This window comes from Streptomyces roseicoloratus (assembly GCF_004117935.1).
GTDB lineage: Bacteria > Actinomycetota > Actinomycetes > Streptomycetales > Streptomycetaceae > Streptomyces > Streptomyces roseicoloratus.
Genome location: NZ_SDOY01000009.1, coordinates 1 through 22554 on the forward strand (window position 1 = coordinate 1; position 22554 = coordinate 22554).

The window sequence follows — 22554 nt, forward strand, 5'->3', positions numbered from 1 at the left end:
GCTCGACCACCCGGATCACCAGCCTCGTCCAAGCCGTGCTCACACTGCATTTGGCCAGCTCAGACCGATGATGGAAAAGCCTCACTGACAGAAAGGGAATCCTTGAGACTGTTGACGAAGCGTGGGGCTTGCGGGACGCAGCGGTTGTCGTGGACGTACAGGGCGCACGCACGACATACTTGATCCCCATGCTTCGACAAGTAGGATTCAATCCCAACGAAACCTACATTCAAATCACGGTCGAGCACGGAAATGAAGTAATCACCGCTTTCCCGAGGGGTCGTTTCAAAAATTGAATTCTAGAGTTACCTGCGTACACTGCGGACAGGACTGGCTACGGAATTACCGAACGAAGGGCACCAACGAGACCTTCTGACTCTGTCCAGAGTGTGAGTCGCTGTGGCTGGGGAGTCAGGACGTGAGCGAGGAAACGGATCTCTACCTCAGCGAGTTTCTCGAATCCAGGGGAATCGGCTGGAGCGACATCGAGAAGATCGCATTAGTGCGTAAGCAGACGAGGCCCTGACCAGTGCTGACAAAGATGGACACGCTGTTCGGGGTCCACCTCCGATGGAGTCGCCCCGTTTCCCAGGGAAGCCAATCGAGGGCCGGAGCCTGACGATGCGACCGCGACGCCACCACTCGCGGACAGGGCCCGTCGCCGGGCCATGGTCCGCCGGTTCCTCTGGTTCTCGTTCGCCTTCTCGTTCTCATGGGCGAGGCTCCCGGCAGCCAGGCTGTCAGGGGCACGAGAAGTGGAAGCTGTGGGCCTGTGTGCCGGTCTGCTCAGTGACCCGAGGCGTACGCGACGAAGCCCGCCCACGCGTGCTGTGCGAGCGCCAGCCGGGGGCCGTCCGTGCACTTGGAGTCCCGGACGTGGACCGTGCCGGGCGTGGTGGCGACCTCGATGCAGGAGTCGCCTTCGCTGCCGCTGCTGTAGCTGCTCTTGAACCACGCCAGTACGGGGGCGTCGCCGGCCGAGGTGTTGCGGATCATGTCTCTCCCAGCAGTTGCTCGATGAGGGCCGACGACTCACGGGGCGTGAGAGCCTGAGCCCGGATGATGCCATAGCGCAACTCCAGGATATGGAGCGGTTTCCGCTCCGTCACGGGTCGGCCGTTGGCCACCACAGGAGAGCGCCCGACGGCCGATCCGTCCCCGAACTTCAACACCTCGATCCCGCCGTCGACTCCTGCGTGCTCCTCACGGTCCATCGGCATCACCTGTAGCTCGACGTTCCGCATCCGCCCGACCTCCAGCAGGTGTTCCAGCTGGGGACGGAGCAGCGCCCTCCCGCCCAGTGGGCGGCGGAGCGTCCATTCCTCCAGGACGAAGCTGAGTTCGGGGGCGGGATCGCGCTCGAACACCGACTTCCGGGCCATGCGGCCCGCCACCATCCGTTCCACCTCGTCCTGCGTGTACGCCGGGCGCCGCATCAGGAGCAGCCCGCGAGCGTACGTGGGTGTCTGCAGCAGGCCGTGGATGTTGAGCGGGTCGTAGAGCTGGATCTCGACCGCACTCGCCTCCATCTTGGCCAGGGCTCTTACCTTCTTCGGGTACCGGACCTTCGCCACGTCGTCCTTCATCGCCGAGATCAGACCGTCCGCGCCCAGGACCTCGTCCGCCCTGTCCAGGTACTCGGACCGCGGGATACGGCGTCCTCCCTCGATCTTGTAGACCATGTCCTCGCCGTAGCCGACCGCCACTCCGAAGTCGGCGGCCCGCATGCCCACCGCCTCGCGCCGCAGTTTCAATTGCCGCCCCACGGTGGCGACGACGGCCACGCCCCAGTCGTCGTCCGGGTCCACCTCCCAGCCCGGCTCGTCCTCCTCGGTCTTGAGCCGCCCCACGCTCTCGTCCACCGTCATGCCGCGCCCTTCCCCTCGTCCGTCTCCGCGCGTGCCGCAATGCACGCATCCGCCCTACCCGCCGACGGGACACCGACAGCCCGGACAACAGTGGACAAACTCCGGACAGTGACCCTACGTAGCGGCGAAGTCACGGTGCACGCTAGCCCCGGACGGCCACGCTCGGTGATGTGAAGGAGATGAACTCCCGCGACTTCCGTGTCCAGTTGACGCCGACTCCGAGCTGGGCACGGCCCGTCGGGCGGCACCGGCGGCGGCGCCGCTGCGACAACGCCCTCGCTGGACCTCGGTCCACCGGGGCGCGGAAAACCGGGTTCCGGTGCTTCGGGCGGCCCCAAGTACCAAGTACGAGAGAGGAAATGACCCCACCAAACCCACCCTTCCCCTCCCGCGACGGCACCGTCACCCATGCAGGTGAAATATGCCAACTGGGCTGGCGCCTGGCCCGGTTGCTTGATCTACGCTCAGCTCGACCGACACCACCGCCGACATGCGTCGGCCCTCGCCGGGAGGGCAATCCCAGTGCGAGGGCCTGACCATCCAGGAAGTAGGAGCTTCCCGATGGGTAACCAGAACACTAGCGTGCGCCCGTACGCCTCGTCTCGTAACGGCGGGAAGAACCACCCTCACCGGTGTACGCGTGGTGGTGTCATTCACGAGCACACGCGCCACACCGAGCGCTTCACCGTCATCGGCAACCACCTCGTCCAGCACCCCGAGTTGTCGGGGCTGGCCATCGGAATCGGCGCGCACATCCAGTCGCTGCCCACCGGTTCGCCCGTCGACATCAAGACCATCGCCGCGAGGATGCGCGAGGGCACCACTCGGACCGCCGCCGCCATGCGCGAGCTGGAGAAGCACGGCTATCTGCGGCGGACGCGCGAACGCCTGCCGAACGGGCGGATCGTGACACGTACGGTGTTCTGCAACCAGCCGCGCCCCAGCGGGGTCGACTCCCGCAGCACACGGCCGGATCCGAAGGCGAGGCCTGAGCCCCAACCGAGGCCGGAGCCGAAGCCGGAGCAGGAGCCGAAGCCGAAGCCGAAGCCGGAGCCGGAGCAGGCACCGAGGCCGGCACAGACAGCCCGGCCCGAACCGCGTCGACGCGCCCTGCCCGCCGTGCCACAGCCGGCATGGCCCGCGCCCGACCTGGTGGAGACCGCGCACGCCGTACTCGCGCGCCTCCGCCTCGAAGACCGCCGACTCCTGCTCTCCGGCGCCGAGACCGAGCACCTCGTGCCGGGCGTGGTCGCCTGGCTGGAACGAGACGTGTCCCCCCAAGCCGTCCACCACGCCCTGACCTCCGATCTGCCCCGCGAGCCGCTGTACCGCCCCGCCGCTTTCCTTGCCCACCGCCTCACCGACCGGCTCCCGCCCGCGCCGCCGTTCCGGGCGCCCGAACAGCCGCTTCACCCGCTCCAGAACTGCGACACCTGCGACCGCGCGTTCCGGGCCCCCGAACCCGGCCGTTGCAGCGCCTGCACCGCGGCCCTGGGCGAGTCGGAGGCGTGAGGAATTCCGCCGCGCTGAGTACCGCCCTGCCACGACCACACCACCGAGGAAACCGCATGGTCAGCTCACCCCATGAAGCGATGCACCGCGTCTTTCAGCACGATCCTCACCTGTTCAGCCGACTGTCAGACGTGCTGGGACTTCCCCTCCCGGCCACCGTCGAGGCGGTCGTCCTGACCACCGACGTCACCGGCCACCCGCGCCGACATCGGAGCCCGCGCCCGCTCCCCCTCCCGCCGCTTCGGAACAGGGCACGCCCGACGAAGTGATCGCGGCGGCACGGCGTGAATTTGCGCGTTCGCTGGGAGAGTTCCGACGGACCGCCGTCCTGGGTCCGTTCGACGACCGGGAGAGTCTGTGGACCGCGGACTTCAACGGGGTGCGGTGGATCTGCGCGTTCTCGGACGAGGAGGCGCTGGCGCGGTTCGCGGTCGCGCGCGGGGAGGCGGGGCGCGCGTGGATGTACCGGACGGTCCTCGGCGCGCGGCTCCTCGACGTGATGGTGCCGATGCTGCCCGGTCACGGCGCAGGAGGTCACGTCGGCCCGGGGCGGCGGCCGTCTCCAGCACCGGGCGTACGACTACCGCCCGGACGGCGGCCTCGTCGCCGTCACGGACGGCTTCTCGGGGACGCGCCGCTTCGACCTCGACGGGGCGGGGCGGGTCACGGCGGTGCGGGCGGACCGGTGGACGGAGCGGTACGCGTACGACGAGGCCGGCAACCAGACGGAGGCGGACTGGCCGTCCGCGCACCCGTCCCACGCGGCGACGGGACCGCGCGCGTACGAGGGGACGCGGATCACCCGCGCGGGGGCGGTCCGCTACGAGCACGACGACCAGGGCCGGATCGTCCTGCGGCAGAAGACCCGCCTCTCCCGGAAGCCGGACACCTGGCGGTACGCGTGGGACGCGGAGGACCGGCTGACGTCGGTGACGACGCCGGACGGCACGGTGTGGAACTACGCGTACGACCCGCTGGGCCGCCGCATATCCAAACAATCCCCTTCCGAGACGGTCCACTTCACGTGGGACGGCACGACCCTCTGCGAGCAGACCACCGCGAACGTGGCCCTGACCTGGGACCACGCGGGCCTGCGTCCCCTCTCCCAGACCGAGCGCCGCACGAACACGGACGACGAACGCTTCTTCGCCATCGTCACCGACCTGATCGGCACCCCGACGGAACTCGTCGACGAGTCCGGAGAGTTGGCCTGGCGCACCCGCGCCACCCTCTGGGGCACGACGACCTGGACCCGAGACGCCACGACGTACACCCCCCTCCGCTTCCCGGGCCAGTACTTCGACCCGGAGTCGGGGCTCCACTACAACTACTTCCGGTATTACGACCCGGAGTCGGCGCGGTACTTGAGCCAGGATCCGCTGGGGTTGGAACCGGCAGACAATCCGGTGACGTACGTCCACAATCCGCACACTTGGAGTGACCCTCTTGGCCTGAAGCCGTGCCCGGACCCCGCATACGACAAATCAGAGAGCAAAAGAGAGGCCTTCCGAAAGGCAAAACGCCACCTAGGGATCCCCATGTCTCAACAAGCGGACAAAATCACCAAGGTCCCCATGACGGATCGTAATGGCCACCAGGTCATGAGCGAGGATGGCCAGCCGATCATGACTCGCGAATACCACTACACCCGGGAGGACGGGAGTCAAGTGATCATACAAGATCACGCGGCAGGACATTACTACAATGAAGGAGGTGTTGGCGACCAGGGCCCCCATTACAACGTACGACCTATAGAGAACCCTCGGACCGGACACGTTCCCGGTACAGCGAAGCACTACGAATACTGACAGGATTGAAAATGAGTTGGACCTCTCTTCTCTCAGACCCTTCAGGTATCGAAAGGATCTACGACGGCCGCGTGCCCGATCTCAGAATATTGAACCTTCACAGCGTTGAATTCAACAGAGAAGGCCCGTCCTTGCTCCTCAAATTCGACATGCCCTCCTATCCAGAAAATCCACCGGCAAAGTGGAAAAAACAAGGATTTAACGTCGTCCAGGTGACCATGGGACTCTCCGGAGTGAAAAACCCAAAATTGAATGGATTCACAACCTCACCTGTCGTTGACATCACCCTGAGAGCACGGGGAGAGATCACGCTTGATGTCAACTCTGATTCTCTGCAAATTCACGCCACTGCGGCCACCGTCTACGTTTCCAGCATTTCCGCTTACAGAACGAGCTGCGAATAAGGAGCTCCCCGGATGATCCGCCCTGATGCATACACGTAGGAAACTCCTTACAAGGGTTGACCAAAAAAGACGGGAGGGCCCGGAACCGTACCCACGGTTCCGGGCCCCTCGTCAGTACGGCGTACCGCTTACCGCGCCGCGTCCGGATGCACCGACTCCGTCACCGGCCGGCCCTCGACCACCTTCGGCTCCACCGGCTTCCGCAGCTGGATGTTCAGCTCGCGCAGGCGGGCCTCGTCCAGTTCCGTGGGGGCGCCCATCATCAGGTCCTGGGCGTTGCCGTTCAGCGGGAAGGCGATGGTCTCGCGGATGTTGGGCTCGTCGGCGAGGAGCATGACGATGCGGTCCACGCCCGGGGCGATGCCGCCGTGCGGCGGGGCGCCGAACTGGAAGGCGCGGAGCATGCCCGCGAACTCGGTCTCGACGGTCTCGCGGCTGTAGCCGGCGATCTCGAAGGCCTTGAACATGATCTCGGGCTCGTGGTTCCGGATGGCGCCGGAGGACAGCTCGATGCCGTTGCAGACGATGTCGTACTGCCAGCCGAGGACGTCCAGCGGGTCCTGGGTCTCCAGGGCCTCGAGGCCGCCCTGCGGCATGGAGAAGGGGTTGTGCGAGAAGTCGATCTTGCCGGTCTCCTCGTCCTTCTCGTACATCGGGAAGTCGACGATCCAGGCGAAGCGGAAGACGTTCTCCTCGAACTGGCCCGCTCGCTTGGCGGCCTCGACGCGGACGGGGCCCATGATCTTGGAGACCTCGTCGAACTCGCCGGCGCCGAAGAACACCGCGTGGCCCGGCTTGAGACCGAGGCGCTCGGTGAGGACCTTGACGTTCTCCTCGGTGAGGAACTTGGCGATCGGGCCGGTGAGGGCGTTCTCCTCGCCGACGCGGACCCAGGCCAGGCCCTTCGCGCCGAGCGAGACCGCGAAGTCGCCCAGGCCGTCGAAGAACTTGCGCGGCTGGTCGCCGGTGTCCGGGACGGCGAGCGCGCGGACGTGCTTGCCCGCGAAGGCCTTGAACTCCGAGTTCTCGAACACGTCGGTGATGTCGACGAGTTCGAGCGAGGTGCGCAGGTCCGGCTTGTCGTTGCCGTACTTCAGCATCGACTCGCGGAACGGGATGCGCGGGAACGGGGACGAGACCGGGCGGCCGCCGCCGAACTCCTCGAAGAGCTCGGTCATGAGCTTCTCGATCGGCTGGAAGACGTCCTCCTGCTCGACGAAGCTCATCTCCACGTCGAGCTGGTAGAACTCGCCCGGCGAGCGGTCGGCGCGGGCGTCCTCGTCGCGGAAGCAGGGCGCGATCTGGAAGTAGCGGTCGAAGCCGGAGATCATCAGCAGCTGCTTGAACTGCTGCGGCGCCTGCGGCAGCGCGTAGAACTTGCCCGGGTTCAGGCGGGACGGGACGACGAAGTCGCGGGCGCCCTCGGGGGAGGTCGCCGTGAGGATCGGGGTCGCCATCTCGTTGAAGCCGAGGGCCACCATCTTGGAGCGGATGGCGGCGATGACGGCGGAGCGCAGCATGATGTTCCGGTGCATGCGCTCGCGGCGCAGGTCGAGGAAGCGGTACTCGAGCCGCCGCTCCTCGTTGACGCCGTCGTCGGTGTTGATGGTGAAGGGGATCTGCTGGGCCGCGCCCAGGACCTCGACCTCGGCGGCCTCGATCTCGATCTCGCCGGTGGCGAGGTCGGGGTTCACGTTCTCGGCGCCGCGCGAGACGACCTTGCCGTCGACGCGGACGACGGTCTCCTTGGTCAGCTTGTCGAGGACCTCGGCCGCGGCCGTGCCGGGGCGGGCGACCAGCTGGGTGATGCCGTAGTGGTCGCGCAGATCGATGAAGAGGATGCCGCCCAGGTCGCGCCGATTGTGCAGCCAGCCGCTCAGCCGGACGTCGGTGCCGACGTCAGAGGCGCGGAGCTCGCCGCAGGTGTGGGACCTGTACCGATGCATCGTCGTTCATCCAGTTCTTCGGGGATCCGTAAGGGATACGCCTGACGGCCTCGGGCCCGGTCGGGCCTTGCGGCGCCCTGTCAAGCCTTCCCAGGGTACCGGGCCACCCAAGATCGCGATTCGAATACTCACAGTGGCGGCCTCCAGTCCGATATTCATAAAGTGGGGCAATGCGCACCGAGGACGTCCTGGCGGCCATCGCGACCGGCGTGTGGTGCTGGGACAACGCCTCCGGGTACGTCACGCTCGACGCCGAGGCGGCCCGGCTCCTCGGCCTGCCCGCCGAGCCCGCACGGCTCACCGAGGCCCAGGCGCGTTCCCGGTTCCACCCGGTCGACTGGAACGAGATCGACGGGGTGGTGAACCTCGCCGTCGCCGAGGGCACCCTCGCCGAGGCCCGGCTGCGGATCATGGACGAGCAGGGCCGGGTGATCCGTACCGTACGGAGCCGGTCCAAGCCGCTGATCGAGGAGAACGACTACCGCCTGATCGGCACCCTCCAGGAGGTCGCCGACCCGCAGCCCGGCACCGCGGGGCCGCACACGCCCATCACCGGCGACTGGCGCCGCTCCCGCGAGGCGTTCCTGCTCGACGCGGGCCGCGCGCTCGCCGAGGCGCGGTCGACGGCCGAGGTGCTGCGGGTCGCCGCCTCCCTGTCGATGCCCGGTTTCTCGCCGGACGGGCTCGCCGTCTTCGGGATGTCCGGCGACCGGCTCACCGTCATCGGGCACCACGGGCACGGGCACGGCGACGAGGGGCCGTTCACCTCGATGACCCTGGACACCGACTACCCGGCGGCCGAGGTCGTACGGACCGGGCGTGCGATCTATCTGCCGAGCCCGGAGGAGTACGCCCGGCGGTTCCCGATGACCTGGCCGCTCGCGCAGCGCTTCGGCCGCCGCTCGTGGGCCTTCGTCCCGCTCGTCGTCGCCGGGCGGACGATGGGCGCGTGGATGGCCGCCTTCAAGCATCCGGTGGCGTTCACGCCGGACGAGCGGAGCGTCCTGACGACGGTCGCCCGCATGCTGGCGCAGGCGCTGACCAGGGCCGGGGTGGCCGAGTCGGAGCGGGAGCTGTCGCTGGGACTGCAGCGGGCGATGATGCCGGCCCTCGGGCCCGGCATCCCCGGCATCCGGGTGGCCGCCCGTTACGTGCCCACCGGCGGCGGGCTCCAGGTCGGCGGCGACTGGTACGACATGATCCGGCTGCCCGGCGGCTCCGGCGCCGGCCGGATCGCGCTGGTCATCGGCGACGTGCAGGGGCACGACGTGCGGGCCGCCGGGCTGATGGGCCAGCTGCGGATCGCCCTGCGCGCGTACGCCGCCGAGGGCCACCGCCCGGACGCCGTCCTCTCCCGCGCCTCGCGCTTCCTGTACGGGATCAACGACGGGTCGGAGGGGGCGTACGGGCCGGAGGGCACGGAAGGCGGCGCCGGCGGCGGCTTCGGGGGCGGCTACGGCGGATACGGGGCCGGATACGGCGGTTACGGGGGCGGCTACGGCGTTTACGGGGGCGGTTACGGCGACGGAACGTACGGGTCGTACGGGACCGGGGTGGGTGCCGGTGCGGCGTATGGTCCCGGCCCCGGCCCGGGTACGCACGGCCCGGGTACGCACGGTCCGGGTCCCGGCTCCGGCGGCGCGTACGGCCCCGTGGGCGGAGGCGTGCACGCCGTCGGCCCGAGCGGCGGCGGGTACGGCGGGCCGCGCTTCGCGACCTGCCTCTACCTGGAGGTCGACCTGGAGACCGGCACGGTCGACATCGCGCGGGCCGGTCATCCGGACCCGGCGGTACGGATGACCGACGGAACGGTTCTGCTGAGGCCCACCGCCGGCGGCCTGCCCCTCGGCATCGTCCCGGACACCGACTACCCCACCACCCGGCTCACCCTGCAGCCCGGCGAGACCCTGATGATCTGCACCGACGGGCTCCTGGAGACCGGCGGCCACGATCTCGACAGCGGCTGGGAACGGGTCCGGAAGCTTCTGGAGTCCGACGGCGGCGAGGACCTGGAGGCGCTCGCCGATCGGCTCGTCGAGGCCGTCCACGGGCCCGGCTCGCACCACACCACCGGGCCGCTCGCCGACCGCCGCGAGGACGACATCGCCGTCGTGCTCCTCTCCCGCCAGGGCGCGGCCGTACGGGAGGCCCCGCGCCGCACGATGATGACCGTCGCCCAGGCCGAGCCGGAACGCATCGCCGCCGCCCGCGAGCAGGTGCGCCAGCTGCTGCACGACTGGACCGACGAGGACCAGGTCGACTCGGCGGTGCTGATGGTCTCGGAGATGGTCACCAACGTGCTGGTCCACACCGACGGCGACGCGCTGCTCGTCGCCGAGGTGGTCTGCCGCGACCGCGCCCGCCGGCTGCGGGTCGAGGTGGCCGACGCGAGCGACGAGCTGCCGCACAAGCGTCATCCGGGCGAGATGGCGTCGAGCGGACGCGGGCTGATCCTGATGGAGATGCTGGCGCACCGGTGGGGCGTGGACCCGCGGGGCGAGGGCAAGGCGATCTGGTTCGAACTGGAGGAGCCCCCGAGGGAGCCGGCCGGCCCGGCGTGACACCGGGGCCGTAAGGCGCAGGCCGGAGGCCCGTGCGGCGAGGGCGGTCGCCGGGCGCGCCGCAAGGGCCCCGACCCGCGCCGCGCGGTCCGGGGTCAGGCGGCGCAGACTGGTGAGGTACGGCCGCGGGAGGCATCCGGGGGGACCACGGAGTGCGTCATGGATACCCACAAGGTCGGCAGCGACACCACCGTCCTGGCAGACAGTCTGGAGGTCCCCGGGCTCGGCCACATCCCCGTCAACGCCTATGTCCTCACCGCCCGCGAGCCGGTCGTCGTCGACACCGGTCTCTCCGTCTCCGACCGCGACTTCGTCTCCGCCCTCGGCGAGGTGATCGACCCGGCCGACGTCCTCTGGATCTGGCTCACCCACCCCGACCGGGACCACACCGGCGGCATCTTCGACCTGCTCGTGGCCGCGCCGCGGGCGCGGGTCGTCACCACGTTCCTCGGCGCCGGGATCATGACCACCGAGCGTCCGCTGCCGATGGACCGCGTCTACTTCCTCAACCCCGGGCAGAGCCTCGACGTCGGCGACCGGATGCTGCACGCCTTCCGGCCGCCGCTGTTCGACAGCCCCGCCACCGTCGGCTTCTACGACGACAAGACGCGGATCTGCTTCAGCTCGGACTGCTTCGGCGGCCCCATGCCCACCGCCGAACTCGCCGAGAGCGGCCACGCCAACGACCTGCGGCCGGACGAGCTGCGGGCCGCGCAGCTGGTGTGGGCGACCGTGGACAGCCCGTGGGTGCACGTCGTCGACCCGGTGAAGTACCGGTCGACGATCGACCCGCTGCGGGAGATGAACCCCGAGATCGTGCTCTGCACCCACCTGCCGCCGGCGGTACGGATGACGGACGCGATGCTGGAGACGATCGGCATGGCACCGGACGCGGACCCGTTCGTGGGCCCCGACCAGATCGCCCTCGAAGAGATGCTGAAGGCCTTCGAGCCGGGCAGCACCCCGGCCGCCGCCACCTAGCCCAGGTGGCTCACGTCGTCCCCCCGTACCGGCCGCGCAGCTCCCCGATGACGCCGAAGAAGGCGGCGGTCAGCGGCACGGCGAGCAGCATGCCCAGGATTCCGGCGACCGAGGCACCGGCGGTGATCGCCAGCATGACCACCGCCGGGTGCATCTGCACGGTGCGGGACTGGACGACGGGCTGGAGCACGTTGCCTTCGAGGACCTGTACGGCGAGCACCACGCCCAGCACCCACAGCGCGATGACGAAGCCGCGGTCGGCGAGGGCGACGAGGACGGCGACGGCGCCGGAGAGGAAGGCGCCGAGGTACGGGATGTAGGCGGTGACGAACACCAGCGCGGCGAGCCCCACCGCGCCCGGCACCCGCAGCACGAGCAGGCCGATGCCGATGAGGACGGCGTCGACGAAGGCGACGAACGTCGTGCCCCGCATGAAGCCCTCGACGGCCTCGAAGGCGCGCCGTCCCATGGCCTCCACCATGTCGCCGGTGGAGCGCGGCGCGAGCGAGCGCAGCGCCTCGGCGGCGCGGTCGGAGTCGCGCAGGAAGAAGAAGATGAGGAGCAGGGCGAGGACGGCGGTGGCGAGCATCTGGCCGACGACGCTGAGCCCGGAGATCAGTCCCGAGGCGGCGGTTCCGCCGAACTTCTCCAGGAGCTGCCGGGCGTTCTTCGCGAGATCGTCGAGCGAGGTGCCCGCGGCTCCGAAGTGCTCGGCGATGTCGGCCGCGGCCTGGCGCAGGGAGGCGGTGATCTGGCCGCCGTTGTCGACGAGCGCGGCGACGACGATGTAGGTGGCGCCGCCGACCACCACGAGCACGGCGAGCACGGTGATCCCGGCCGCGAGCGACTTCCGCACCTTCATCCGGAGCAGGCGCCGGTAGAGGGGGCCGAGGAGCGCGGTGCCGAGGAGGGCGAGCAGGACGGGGGTGACGGCGGTCTCGAAGACCACGCACAGCCAGATGAAGACGGCCGCGACACCGGCGACGAGCAGCGCGACGGCACACCAGGCGGCGGTGCGGCGGGCCCCTTCGGGCAGCAGGGGCCGTTCGGGGCCGGGCCCGGCGGGCTCGGGCCGTCCGGCGGCGGGGCGGTCGGTGGACACGCCTCCACCGGACCACGCCGCCCGGCGCGCCGTCGCGCGCTGAGCGCCGTACGGGTGACGGCACGTCAGCCCGTACGGCGCTCAGCGCGGGCGTCCTCCGACCGGAAGCGCCCCGGCGGTCCCGCTCGCTCCCGCGGCGCCCCGCCGGGGGCGCGGCCGGGGCGCCGGCGTCGCTTCTACTCTCCCTGCTCTCCCATCCCGTGCACCGCCGGGATCGTGCCCAGGCGGCCCGCCTGGAAGTCCTCGAAGGCCTGGCGGAGTTCGGCCTGGGTGTTCATGACGAAGGGGCCGTAGTGGGCCATCGGCTCGCGGATCGGGCGGCCGCCGAGGAGGACGACCTCCAGGTCGGGGGTGTGGCCGTCCTGCTTCTCGTCGGCGCGGACGGTGAGCTTGCCGCCCTTCCCGAAGACGGCGGTCTGGCCCGTGTGGACCGGGCGCCGCTCGTCGCCGACCGTGCCGCGGCCGGCCAGGACGTACGCGAGGCCGTTGAAGTCCTCGCGCCACGGGAGGCCGATCTCGGCGCCGGGGCGGAGGGTGGCGTGGATCATCGTGATGGGGGTGTGGGTGATGCCCGGGCCCTGGTGGCCGTCGAGCTCGCCCGCGATGACGCGGAGCAGCGCGCCGCCGTCGGGGGAGGTCAGCAGCTGGACCTGGCCGCCGCGGATGTCCTGGTAGCGCGGCGCCATCATCTTGTCGGAGGCGGGCAGGTTGACCCACAGCTGGAGGCCGTGGAAGAGGCCGCCGCTGACGACGAGGTGCTCCGGCGGGGCCTCGATGTGGAGGAGGCCGGAGCCAGCGGTCATCCACTGGGTGTCGCCGTTGGTGATGGTGCCGCCACCGCCGTTGGAGTCCTGGTGGTCGAAGATCCCGTCGATGATGTAGGTGACGGTCTCGAAGCCGCGGTGGGGGTGCCAGGGCGTGCCCTTGGGCTCGCCGGGCGCGTATTCCACCTCGCCCATCTGGTCCATCATGATGAACGGGTCGAGGTACTGGTAGTTGATGCCGGCGAAGGCGCGGCGCACCGGGAAGCCCTCGCCCTCGAAGCCCTGGGGTGCCGTGGTCACGGCGAGGACGGGGCGGGGGGCGGCGTCGGCGGCGGCGCTGACGCGCGGCAGGGTGAGCGGGTTCTCGACAGTCACGGCAGGCATGGCGGGACCTCCTTGTGCGAGCAGTTTAGTTGAAACCTGAACTTCTTGCCACCCGGAACGCGGAACGCCCGGGAGGAATTCCTCCCGGGCGTTCTCCCTGCCCCTCCAGCCTGCGTCAGCCGTACATCCGCCGCATCGCGTAGTCGACCATCTGCTCCACGGCCTTGGCGTCGAAGACCATCCGGTGGTCGCCCTCCATGTCGAGGACGAAGCCGTAGCCGGTCGGCAGCAGGTCGATCACCTCCGCGCCGGTGATGACGAAGTACTTCGACTCCTTGCCGGCGTACCGGCGCAGCTCCTTGAGCGTGGTGAACATCGGGATCACCGGCTGCTGGGTGTTGTGCAGCGCCAGGAAGCCCGGGTTGTCGCCGCGCGGGCAGTAGACCTTCGAGGTGGAGAAGATCTGCTGGAAGTCCTCGGCGGAGAGGGTGCCGGTGGTGAAGGCCCGCACCGCGTCCGCGAGCGACGGCGGCGACGGCTCGGGGTAGAGCGGCGGCTGCTGGGCATAACCACCCTGCATCCCGCCCTGCATCCCGCCCTGCGCGCCCGGCTGCGTGCCGTACGCCCCCGGCTGAGCACCCGGCTGCATCCCAGGCATCCCCTGCTGCGAGGACTGGCCGTACTGCTGCTGGGCACCCGGATTCTGCTCGTAGCCGTACATGGGGGCCAGCCTATCGAGCGGCGGGCGGGGCGTGCGGCCCGCGTCACAGATGTCCGGATAGGGGTTGCCTTTTATTACCGGTGGGTAGCATCATCGTAGAGAGCGTGGGCTACTCACCGGTAGTACGCCGGTCGCGAGTACGCGCACGAGGACATCCGCCTCCCCGAGCCTTTACGGAGCCGTCGCCATGGGGCACTACAAGTCGAATCTCCGCGACATCGAGTTCAACCTCTTCGAGGTGCTCGGCCGCGACAAGGTGTACGGCACCGGTCCGTTCGAGGAGATGGACGTCGACACCGCGAAGAGCATCCTCGACGAGATCCGCCGCCTCGCCGAGAACGAGCTGGCCGAGTCCTTCGCCGACGCCGACCGCAACCCGCCGGTCTTCGACCCCGAGACCAACACGGCCCCGGTCCCGGCCTCCTTCAAGGCCTCCTACAACGCCTTCATGGAGTCCGAGTACTGGCGTCTGGGCATCCCGGAGGAGATCGGCGGCACCGTCTCCCCGCGCTCGCTCATCTGGGCCTACGCGGAGCTCCTGCTCGGCTCGAACCCGGCCGTCTGGATGTACTCCTCCGGCCCGGCCTTCGCCGGCATCCTCCACGCCGAGGGCAACGAGGCGCAGAAGAAGGTCGCCAAGATCGCCGTCGAGAAGCGCTGGGGCTCCACCATGGTGCTCACCGAGCCCGACGCGGGCTCGGACGTCGGCGCCGGCCGCACCAAGGCCATCCAGCAGGAGGACGGCTCCTGGCACATCGAGGGCGTGAAGCGCTTCATCACCTCCGGTGAGCACGACATGGAGGAGAACATCCTCCACTACGTCCTCGCCCGCCCCGAGGGCGCCGGCCCCGGCACCAAGGGCCTCTCGCTCTTCCTCGTCCCGAAGTACGAGTTCGACTGGGAGACCGGCGAGCTGGGCGCCCGCAACGGCGTCTACGCCACCAACGTCGAGCACAAGATGGGCCTCAAGGCCTCCAACACGTGCGAGATGACCTTCGGCGACAAGCACCCCGCCAAGGGCTGGCTGATCGGCGACAAGCACGACGGCATCCGCCAGATGTTCCTCATCATCGAGTTCGCCCGCATGATGGTCGGCACGAAGGCGATCTCCACCCTCTCCACGGGCTACCTCAACGCCCTGGAGTACGCCAAGGAGCGCGTCCAGGGCACCGACCTGGCGAACTTCATGGACAAGAACGCCCCCAAGGTCACCATCACGCACCACCCCGACGTCCGCCGCTCGCTGATGACGCAGAAGGCGTACGCCGAGGGCATGCGCTCCCTCGTCCTCTACACGGCCACCGTCCAGGACGCGATCCAGCTCAAGGAAGCGGCCGGCGAGGACGCCAAGGCCCTGCACGGCCTGAACGACCTGCTGCTCCCGATCGTCAAGGGCTACGGCTCCGAGAAGGGCTACGAGCAGCTCGCCCAGTCGCTCCAGACCTTCGGCGGCTCCGGCTTCCTGCAGGAGTACCCGATCGAGCAGTACATCCGCGACGCCAAGATCGACACCCTCTACGAGGGCACCACCGCGATCCAGGGCCAGGACTTCTTCTTCCGCAAGATCGTCCGCGACCAGGGCGCGTCCCTGAACGCCCTCGCCGAGGAGATCAAGAAGTTCCTCGCGGTCGGCACCGGCGGCGAGGAGCTGGCCGGCGCCCGCGACGCGCTCGCCAAGGCCGCCGTGGACCTGGAGGGCATCGTCGGCGCCATGCTGACCGACCTCACCGCCACCGGCGAGGACCTCAAGAACATCTACAAGGTCGGCCTCAACACCACCCGCCTGCTCATGGCCTCCGGCGACGTCGTCGTCGGCTACCTGCTGCTGCGCGGTGCGGCCGTGGCCGCCGAGAAGCTGGCGGCCGGCGCCTCCGGCAAGGACGTCGCCTTCTACCAGGGCAAGATCGCGGCCGCGAAGTTCTTCGCCGCCAACGTCCTGCCCGGCGTCACCACCGAGCGCGTCCTCGCCGAAGGCGTGGACGGCTCCCTGATGGACCTGGACGAGGCCGCGTTCTAGTACCCGCACAGGTACCGCACAGGTACGCGCCTGAGTCCGCACAGAGGAACGGCTCGCTCCCGGGGAGGGGAGCGGGCCGTTTCCGCTTGCCGGCCCCGGCCGAGGGCCGGCGGGGCGAGGGCCGGCCCTTGCCCGGCCCCGGCCCGGCTGCCCTTGCCCGGCCCGGCTGCCCTTGCCCGGCCCGGCTGCCCTGGCCCGGCCCGGCTGGGTCCGGCCCGGCCGGGCTGGGCCCTCGGGGCCCGAACGGTCCGTTGTCCACAGGCATTTCCGGTCGGTTGTCCACAGGGAGACCACGGGCCCGCGTCCGCATTCCGAGACCTGCGTAAGGTGAACGACATGAGTAGCGCACCCGCCCGCCCGTCGCCCGCCGCCGCCCCTGCACGGAGCGCTTCGCGCGCCCCTTCCCCTTTCGACCGCGGCCACACCGATGACCTCATGGCCTTCCTGGCCGCCGCGCCGACGCCGTACCACGCGGTGGCGAACGCCTCCGAGCGGCTGGAGAAGGCCGGTTTCCGCAAGGTCGAGGAGACCGACGCCTGGGACGGGACCACCGGCGGGAAGTACGTGATCCGCGGCGGCGCGATCATCGCCTGGTACGTGCCCGAGGGCGCCGCCCCGCACACCCCGTTCCGGATCGTCGGCGCGCACACCGACTCGCCGAACCTGCGGGTCAAGCCCCAGCCCGACTTCGGCCGCGAGGGCTGGCGCCAGATCGCCGTCGAGATCTACGGCGGACCGCTGCTCAACAGCTGGCTCGACCGCGACCTCGGCCTGGCCGGCCGGCTGACCCTCCGCGACGGCTCCCAGCACCTCGTGAACGTCGACCGGCCGCTGCTGCGCGTGCCGCAGCTCGCCATCCACCTGGACCGCCAGGTCAACGAGGGCATGAAGCTGGAGCGCCAGCGCCACATGCAGCCGATCTGGGGCCTGGGCGAGGTCCACGAGGGCGACCTGATCGCCTTCGTCGCCGAGGAGGCCGGCGTCGACGCCGAGGACGTCACCGGCTGGGACCTGATGGTCCACGCCCTGGAGGCACCCGCCTACCTGGGCCGCGACCGCGAGCTCCTCGCCGGCCCGCGCATGGACAACCTCATCTCCGTCCACGCCTGCGTCGCCGCGCTCACCGCCGCCGCGGCCCAGGGCGCCGCCCTGCCGTACATCCCGGTCCTCGCCGCCTTCGACCACGAGGAGAACGGCTCCGAGGCCGACACCGGCGCCCACGGCCCGCTGCTCGGCAACGTCCTGGAGCGCTCGGTGTACGCACGCGGCGGTGGCTACGAAGACAAGGCCCGCGCCCTCGCCGGCTCGGTCTGCCTCTCCTCCGACGTCGGCCACGCCGTGCACCCCAACTACGGCGAGCGCCACGACCCGACCCACCACCCCCGCCCCAACGGCGGCCCCATCCTCAAGGTCAACGTCAACCAGCGCTACGCCACCGACGGCAGCGGCCGCGCCGTGTTCGCCGCCGCCTGCGAGAAGGCCGGCGTGCCGTGGCAGTCCTTCGTCTCCAACAACGACATGCCCTGCGGCACCACGATCGGCCCGATCACCGCCGCCCGGCACGGCATCACCACGGTCGACATCGGCGTGGCCTGCCTGTCGATGCACAGCGCCCGCGAACTGTGCGGCGCGGAGGACCCGCACCACCTGGCGAACGCGCTGGTGGCGTTCCTGGAGGGCTGAGGCACCCGCCCGACGCCGCGTGCATCGGGATCGGCCCGTGCGCTACGCGGGCCGGCCCGCGCGCGACGCGGGAGGCCCCCGCGCGACGGCTTCGGCCCCTGCCGTGAGTCAGGGCAGGGGCCGAAGCCGTGGGGACGGGGAGCGTCAGGCGTCCATCCCCGCGAGGATCAGCGGCAGCCGGGCCGCGCCGCCCTCGGCGATCCGCACCGGGACGCCCCAGTCCTGCTGGTGGACGTGGCAGGCCGGGTACTCGTTCTCCGGGTCGTCGTCACAGGACGCGGCCATCGCCGAGACGTGCAGGACGCCCTCGGTGACCTCCGGGTTCAGCTCCAGCTCGCGGAAGAGGTCCGTGCCCTTGCCCTCTCCGGAGAGCAGCAGCTCAGGCGGGGTCGAGGAGACCAGCAGCCGGGTCGAGGGCCCGTACCGCTCGTCCAGCTTCTGGCCCTTCGGGGCCTGGAAGACCACGTCGAGGCGGAGCCGGCCCGGGGCGACGTCGGTGGCCTCGCGCTGCGTGCGGTGGGCGACCGACTCGACCTGGACGGCCTCCTCCGGCAGCCGCAGCCGGGTGAGCCGGTGCCGGGCCGACTCGACGACCACGACGTCCTCGCCGACCACGACCGCGTCGCTCGGCTCGCGCAGATCGGTGGCGAGGGTGGTGACCTCGCCGCTCGCCGGGTCGAAGCGGCGCAGCGCGTGGTTGTACGTGTCGGAGACGGCGACCGAGCCGTCCGGCAGGGCCGTGACGCCCAGCGGGTGCTGGAGGAGGGCCTGGTCGGCGGCGCCGTCGCGGTGCCCGAAGTCGAAGAGCCCGGTACCGACGGCGGTCCGGACCACGTACCCGTCCCCGTCCCCGTCCCGCTCGATCCAGCGCAGGGCGCTGGTCTCGGAGTCGGCGACCCACAGCCGGTCGGCGGTGGCGGCGAGCCCGGAGGGCTGGGCGAACCAGGCCTCGGCGGCCGGGCCGTCGACCAGGCCCTCGTTGGTCGTCCCGGCCGCGACCTCGACGGTCCGGGTCTCCGGGTCGTACGTCCAGATCTGGTGCACGCCGGCCATGGCGATCCACACCTTGCCCTGCCACCAGGCGACGTCCCACGGCGAGGACAGGTCGACGTCGAGCGCGGGGCCGGAGGTGGGCGAGCCCTGCCACCACTGGCGGCCGGTGCCGGCGATCCGCTCGACCGTGCCGGTGGCCGGGTCGAAGAGCCCCAGCGCGTGGTGCACGGTGTCGGCGACGACGACCTTCCCGTCCGGCAGGACGGCCAGGCCCTGCGGCTCGCGGAACACCTCGCCCTCGGCACCGATCCGGCGCACCACCGTCTCGCCGTCCGGCTCCAGCTCGACGAGCTGGTGCCGGGTGGTGTCGGAGACCAGCAGGTTCCCGGAGGGCAGCAGGACCGCCTTGCCGGGGAACCGCAGATCGGTCGCGACCGGCTCCGGCGGCACGTACGGCCCGTCACCGCGCCGCAGCGTCCCCTTCGCCTCGTGCTCCGCCTCCAGCTCCTCGACGAGGGCGCGGATCGCGTTGGCGTGCCCCTCGCCGGCGTGCTGGGCGACGACGTAGCCCTCGGGATCGATGACGACGAGCGTGGGCCACGCCCGCACGGCGTACTGCTTCCAGGTCGCGAGCTCCGGGTCGTCCAGGACCGGATGGTGCACCTCGTACCGCTCGACGGCGTCGACGACGGCCTGGTGCTCCGCCTCGTGCACGAACTTCGGCGAGTGCACCCCGACGATCACGAGCGTGTCCCGGTGCTTCTCCTCGAGCTCACGCAGCTCGTCGAGGACGTGCAGGCAGTTGATGCAGCAGAAGGTCCAGAAATCCACAACAACGCACTTACCTCGCAGGTCAGCGAGGGTGAGATCTTTCCCGCCGGTGTTCAGCCAGCCGCCCTTGCCGATCAGCTCGGGGGCACGGACACGGGCACGCTTGCGGGGCGCGGGCGCGGGGGTGGGCGCCGGGGCAGCATCGTTCATCCTTCAAGCTTGCCATTGGCCCATGAACACCGGATCACGACCGTACGACGCCGTTGTCCTGCGCAGCTACGGGATCCGCTCCACCACGGACTAGCCTCCTTGGACGCCCCGGACGAACAGGGTTCCTGTGCGCCGACTCCCGGCGGGTGGGGCAAGCACGGACGCTGACACGTCCACGAAGCCGTGTTCCTTGAGAGTCAGCGCCCACACATCGGGTTCGTAGTCCCACCGCTTGACGACAGCGGGGTCTTCTTCGGGCCCGCGCGGGATGTATGACGCCTGGCAGCCGTAGCACCCTTCAAGCGGGGGACGCTGGGAGAAGGCGAAGACGCCACCCGGCTTGAGGTTCGCGTGAACCATCGGCAGCAGAAGACCGGGGTCGGTGAACCAGGCAGCGCCGAACACGCTGTAGACCGCATCGAAGATCGTGAACGTGTCTCCGAGATAGGTGAGCGCGTCGGCCTGGTGGAGTTCCATCCCGTCCACGCCCGGCCACCGCTCGCGTGCCTTGTCGAGTTGTTTGGCGGAGAGGTCGATCCCGACGGACTTCATGCCGAGCGTTGCGAGATGAGCGGCGTTCCCTCCAGACCCGCACCCGAGATCGAGCACGCGGTCTCCCGGGTTGAGGTTGAGCACGTAGGCCCTGGGGCCGTGGTCCGGGTACTGGGTCCAGTTGAACCATGTGGTCTCGCCCCTGGCGTTGGTCTTCCGCCGCTGGGGCTTGCTCTGCGAGTAGGTGTCCCATGCGGTGCTGCGAGCGTCAGTCACTACCTGTCCGTTCTCGTTCACGGCGACAGCCGCCCGGCACGATACCGGGCGGCTGAAGCTCTCGTGGGTCAGTCGCTCCGCTTGAGTCGGAGCTATTTGGCAACGGGGCTGTCGGAGCAGCCCGCGTAGCTCTGGGTGCAGTCGGCTGCGCCGTTGATCGGCCAGAACTCCGGGTCCACGTCGAAGCCGGCCGATCGGATCACCTCGGCCGTCCGACGCATCGCGGCCCGGCCCTCGGCGGGGTCGTGGCCGTTGTCGCGGTCGGGGACGTGGTGGATGAATCCCCCGCCGAGCGCGTCGCAGACCCTGGCGTAGTCCTTGGTGTGAAGCACGAGTGCGTGCCAGGGCCTTAGAACGGGTCACTGGGCGTCCGGTCGAGGCACTGGGGTTCGCCCTGCCGGTGCCGACGGCACGAGTCCACGCAGACGGGAAGGGAGGGCATGACATGGAGACCGGCACAACCGGTGTCGCGTCTGCCTCTGTAGGCGCGCAGCCCACCGCGCAGACGGGTGAGGAGACGTTTTCGGGAGTGTGGCTCAGCCGCTACGAGTTCTTCTCTTCGAGCCGGGGCGACTCGTACGAGGGCAAGCACTACGTAGTGATCGTCCTGCACGGGAACCGGCTGACCGTTCAGAGTCTGCCCGGGGCGAGCAGCAACCCTGACAGCCCGCTCACGCTGGATCTCACTGTCGATCGCAACGTGGTCACGGGTACGTGGGTCGAGCAGACTGCCGCAGACGGCTACTACAACGGGGCCCGCTACCACGGGGCCATCCAACTCCTGGTCGAGCCGACCGGACGGCGCATGGCCGGAAAGTGGGTCGGCTTCGGCAAGGACTTCGACGTGAATACCGGCCCCTGGGAACTGCGGCTGGTGGACCGGTCCACGAGCAAGGCGACGCTGGAGAGGTACAGCCAGCCGCCGGAGTGACATCCGACGGGGCACCTGATGGGGCGAAGACCCCACGGGGTGGGGCCTTCGGCGGGCTTTGCAGGGCGTTAACTGTGCCGCTCTCGCGCCTTCGGCAGTCGATATGCGCTGGCGGAGGATGAGTTCCCGCTCCCCGAGCGTGATGATGCCCTCGCCGATGCTCACGGTCTCCAGCGTCTCCGGGTCCCGGTAGGGGGAGACCCGGTTCATGTACTTCCGCGTCCCGTCCGGCTGCTCCTCAGTGCCGCACGGTTCGCCGGACGGGTGAAAGTGGGGGGCGGGTGGCGGGGTTGCGGCGTGTCCTGTGGGGGGTGGGGGGCCGGGGCGTGGTCAGCATGGCCAGCAGTGCCTGATCTGAACGATCATCCGACTATTGGGCCGGGAGGCGTCATGCGGTCGTGTCAGACCTCGCTGTCACCGCTGCGCTTAGCGCTGTCGCCGCTGTCGCCGGTTCTGCTCGGGCTCGTGGTCCTGGCCCTGCTTCCGGTGGGTGCGCCGCCCGCGCTCGCCGGCGGTTCCGGTGACGGGGCGCTCGCGATGAGCGTCACCGTCAACGGCGTGGCCGGGGAGGCCGCCGTACGGGCCGGCGGGACCGTCGTGAAGCGGTACCGGCTGGTCAACCGGGGCGAGGCCGACCTCCACCGGCTGCGCGTCACCGATCCCGGCGTGCCCGGCGGGCGGGTGCGCTGCCCTGCACGGCCGCTCGCCGCGCTCCGCTCGGTCGTGTGCGTCGCGCGCTTCACGGCGCTGCCCGGGCGCCATGCCGGCACCGCCCGCGCGACCGCCGAGGTCCCCTCGCTCGGGCTGCGTCCGGCGGCCACGGCGCGCTCCGGGTACGACGGCGTGGCGGGAGCCCTCGCCCTCAGCGAGGGCGTACGGCTCGGGCCGCCGGGCACGGCCACCGTGCGGTACGCGGTCACGAACCGCGGCAACCGGCCGGTTCACGCCGTCCGGATCACCGACCGGGTGCTCGCCGCCACGCCGGGCGGGCTCGTGTGCACCGTGCCGGTCCTCGCGCCGGGCGCCTCCGCGGAGTGCGCGGCGACGGTACGGCGCGCCCCGGGCGCGCATCGCAGCGCGGGCCTGGCCGAGGGCAGCGACCGGGTCACGACGCTGGGCGAGCGCGGCGAACGCGTCCCGCCGCCGCCGCTCACCGCCCGCGCGTCGGCCGCCTTCCGGATCCCGGCGCC

General features: G+C 70.2%; 16 protein-coding genes and 2 pseudogenes. 9 read left to right on the plus strand and 9 right to left on the minus strand.

The window, feature by feature from the left end; genetic code table 11:
- Positions 1–786: 786 nt before the first annotated feature.
- Together ESG85_RS00765 and ESG85_RS00770 are read right to left on the minus strand one after the other, a co-directional pair.
- Positions 787–996, minus strand: a complete 210-nt coding sequence (locus ESG85_RS00765) for a DUF397 domain-containing protein (protein WP_128976047.1) — start codon at positions 994–996, stop codon at positions 787–789.
- Positions 993–1868, minus strand: coding sequence for a helix-turn-helix domain-containing protein (locus ESG85_RS00770; protein WP_128976048.1), 876 nt, complete (start codon positions 1866–1868; stop codon positions 993–995). Before ESG85_RS00770 ends, ESG85_RS00765 begins: the two co-directional genes overlap by 4 nt.
- A gap of 561 nt (positions 1869–2429) precedes the next feature.
- Between ESG85_RS00770 and ESG85_RS34800 the strand changes: the two genes are divergently transcribed.
- From ESG85_RS34800 to ESG85_RS00795, 3 genes and pseudogenes are all read left to right on the plus strand, one after another.
- A complete protein-coding gene (locus ESG85_RS34800; RefSeq protein WP_164986127.1) occupies positions 2430–3380 on the plus strand; it encodes a helix-turn-helix domain-containing protein in 951 nt (316 codons plus the stop codon).
- A 518-nt stretch (positions 3381–3898) separates the two neighbouring features.
- Positions 3899–5188: pseudogene (locus ESG85_RS00790) on the plus strand (HNH/endonuclease VII fold putative polymorphic toxin); the annotation flags it as partial.
- Positions 5189–5199: 11 nt separating this feature from the next.
- Positions 5200–5592: an Imm50 family immunity protein gene (locus ESG85_RS00795; protein ID WP_128976051.1), complete on the plus strand. Its 393-nt coding sequence runs from the start codon at positions 5200–5202 to the stop codon at positions 5590–5592.
- Between the two features lie 128 nt (positions 5593–5720).
- Here the strand turns inward: ESG85_RS00795 and aspS are convergent, their stop codons facing one another.
- Positions 5721–7538 (minus strand): aspartate--tRNA ligase, encoded by a 1818-nt coding sequence (gene aspS, locus ESG85_RS00800; protein WP_128976052.1) that lies wholly within the window; start codon positions 7536–7538, stop codon positions 5721–5723.
- A 170-nt stretch (positions 7539–7708) separates the two neighbouring features.
- Between aspS and ESG85_RS35585 the strand changes: the two genes are divergently transcribed.
- Positions 7709–10099: a SpoIIE family protein phosphatase gene (locus ESG85_RS35585; protein ID WP_246094746.1), complete on the plus strand. Its 2391-nt coding sequence runs from the start codon at positions 7709–7711 to the stop codon at positions 10097–10099.
- A 159-nt stretch (positions 10100–10258) separates the two neighbouring features.
- On the plus strand, positions 10259–11080 hold the full coding sequence (locus ESG85_RS00815; protein ID WP_128976053.1) for an MBL fold metallo-hydrolase: 822 nt from the start codon (positions 10259–10261) through the stop codon (positions 11078–11080).
- 10 nt (positions 11081–11090) lie between these two features.
- Here ESG85_RS00815 and ESG85_RS00820 read toward each other — a convergent pair whose 3' ends face one another.
- The 3 genes from ESG85_RS00820 to ESG85_RS00830 form a co-directional block, all read right to left on the minus strand.
- Entirely contained in the window at positions 11091–12119 is a 1029-nt protein-coding gene (locus ESG85_RS00820) for an AI-2E family transporter (protein WP_128976059.1), read from the minus strand.
- Between the two features lie 239 nt (positions 12120–12358).
- Positions 12359–13330: a pirin family protein gene (locus tag ESG85_RS00825; RefSeq protein ID WP_128976054.1), complete on the minus strand. Its 972-nt coding sequence runs from the start codon at positions 13328–13330 to the stop codon at positions 12359–12361.
- 115 nt (positions 13331–13445) lie between these two features.
- Positions 13446–13991 carry an SseB family protein gene (locus tag ESG85_RS00830; RefSeq protein WP_128976055.1) on the minus strand — a complete coding sequence of 182 codons (546 nt, stop codon included), beginning with the start codon at positions 13989–13991 and terminating at the stop codon, positions 13446–13448.
- A 187-nt stretch (positions 13992–14178) separates the two neighbouring features.
- Here ESG85_RS00830 and ESG85_RS00835 point away from each other — a divergent pair, with 187 nt between their 5' ends.
- Positions 14179–16008 (plus strand): acyl-CoA dehydrogenase, encoded by a 1830-nt coding sequence (locus ESG85_RS00835; RefSeq protein ID WP_128976056.1) that lies wholly within the window; start codon positions 14179–14181, stop codon positions 16006–16008.
- Positions 16009–16344: 336 nt separating this feature from the next.
- Positions 16345–17691, plus strand: a complete 1347-nt coding sequence (locus tag ESG85_RS00840) for a M18 family aminopeptidase (protein ID WP_128976057.1) — start codon at positions 16345–16347, stop codon at positions 17689–17691.
- 144 nt (positions 17692–17835) lie between these two features.
- Here ESG85_RS00840 and ESG85_RS00845 read toward each other — a convergent pair whose 3' ends face one another.
- The 3 genes from ESG85_RS00845 to ESG85_RS00855 form a co-directional block, all read right to left on the minus strand.
- Positions 17836–19665 carry a thioredoxin-like domain-containing protein gene (locus ESG85_RS00845; RefSeq protein WP_128976058.1) on the minus strand — a complete coding sequence of 610 codons (1830 nt, stop codon included), beginning with the start codon at positions 19663–19665 and terminating at the stop codon, positions 17836–17838.
- Positions 19666–19755: 90 nt separating this feature from the next.
- Positions 19756–20433, minus strand: a complete 678-nt coding sequence (locus ESG85_RS00850; protein WP_128976060.1) for a class I SAM-dependent methyltransferase — start codon at positions 20431–20433, stop codon at positions 19756–19758.
- Between the two features lie 92 nt (positions 20434–20525).
- Positions 20526–20765 carry a glycine-rich domain-containing protein gene (locus ESG85_RS00855; RefSeq protein WP_181018926.1) on the minus strand — a complete coding sequence of 80 codons (240 nt, stop codon included), beginning with the start codon at positions 20763–20765 and terminating at the stop codon, positions 20526–20528.
- A 2-nt stretch (positions 20766–20767) separates the two neighbouring features.
- On the opposite strand from ESG85_RS00855, the pseudogene ESG85_RS00860 reads away from it, so the two are divergent.
- Both ESG85_RS00860 and ESG85_RS00865 read left to right on the plus strand, forming a co-directional pair.
- Positions 20768–21364 (plus strand): annotated as a pseudogene (locus tag ESG85_RS00860) (XRE family transcriptional regulator); the annotation flags it as partial.
- A gap of 390 nt (positions 21365–21754) precedes the next feature.
- On the plus strand, positions 21755–22554 hold an 800-nt coding region (locus ESG85_RS00865; RefSeq protein WP_164986129.1), incomplete at its 3' end, for a hypothetical protein.

What these genes read in the sequence shown, in the direction of transcription:
- ESG85_RS00770 (WP_128976048.1), bottom strand. Translation starts at nt 1,868, where the DNA reads ATGACGGTGGACGAGAGCGTGGGGCGGCTCAAGACCGAGGAGGACGAG.
- aspS (WP_128976052.1), bottom strand. Translation starts at nt 7,538, where the DNA reads ATGCATCGGTACAGGTCCCACACCTGCGGCGAGCTCCGCGCCTCTGAC.
- ESG85_RS35585 (WP_246094746.1), top strand. Translation starts at nt 7,709, where the DNA reads ATGCGCACCGAGGACGTCCTGGCGGCCATCGCGACCGGCGTGTGGTGC.
- ESG85_RS00830 (WP_128976055.1), bottom strand. Translation starts at nt 13,991, where the DNA reads ATGTACGGCTACGAGCAGAATCCGGGTGCCCAGCAGCAGTACGGCCAG.
- ESG85_RS00840 (WP_128976057.1), top strand. Translation starts at nt 16,345, where the DNA reads ATGAGTAGCGCACCCGCCCGCCCGTCGCCCGCCGCCGCCCCTGCACGG.
- ESG85_RS34800 (WP_164986127.1), top strand. Translation starts at nt 2,430, where the DNA reads ATGGGTAACCAGAACACTAGCGTGCGCCCGTACGCCTCGTCTCGTAAC.
- ESG85_RS00835 (WP_128976056.1), top strand. Translation starts at nt 14,179, where the DNA reads ATGGGGCACTACAAGTCGAATCTCCGCGACATCGAGTTCAACCTCTTC.
- ESG85_RS00845 (WP_128976058.1), bottom strand. Translation starts at nt 19,665, where the DNA reads ATGAACGATGCTGCCCCGGCGCCCACCCCCGCGCCCGCGCCCCGCAAG.
- ESG85_RS00825 (WP_128976054.1), bottom strand. Translation starts at nt 13,330, where the DNA reads ATGCCTGCCGTGACTGTCGAGAACCCGCTCACCCTGCCGCGCGTCAGC.
- ESG85_RS00815 (WP_128976053.1), top strand. Translation starts at nt 10,259, where the DNA reads ATGGATACCCACAAGGTCGGCAGCGACACCACCGTCCTGGCAGACAGT.
- ESG85_RS00765 (WP_128976047.1), bottom strand. Translation starts at nt 996, where the DNA reads ATGATCCGCAACACCTCGGCCGGCGACGCCCCCGTACTGGCGTGGTTC.
- ESG85_RS00795 (WP_128976051.1), top strand. Translation starts at nt 5,200, where the DNA reads ATGAGTTGGACCTCTCTTCTCTCAGACCCTTCAGGTATCGAAAGGATC.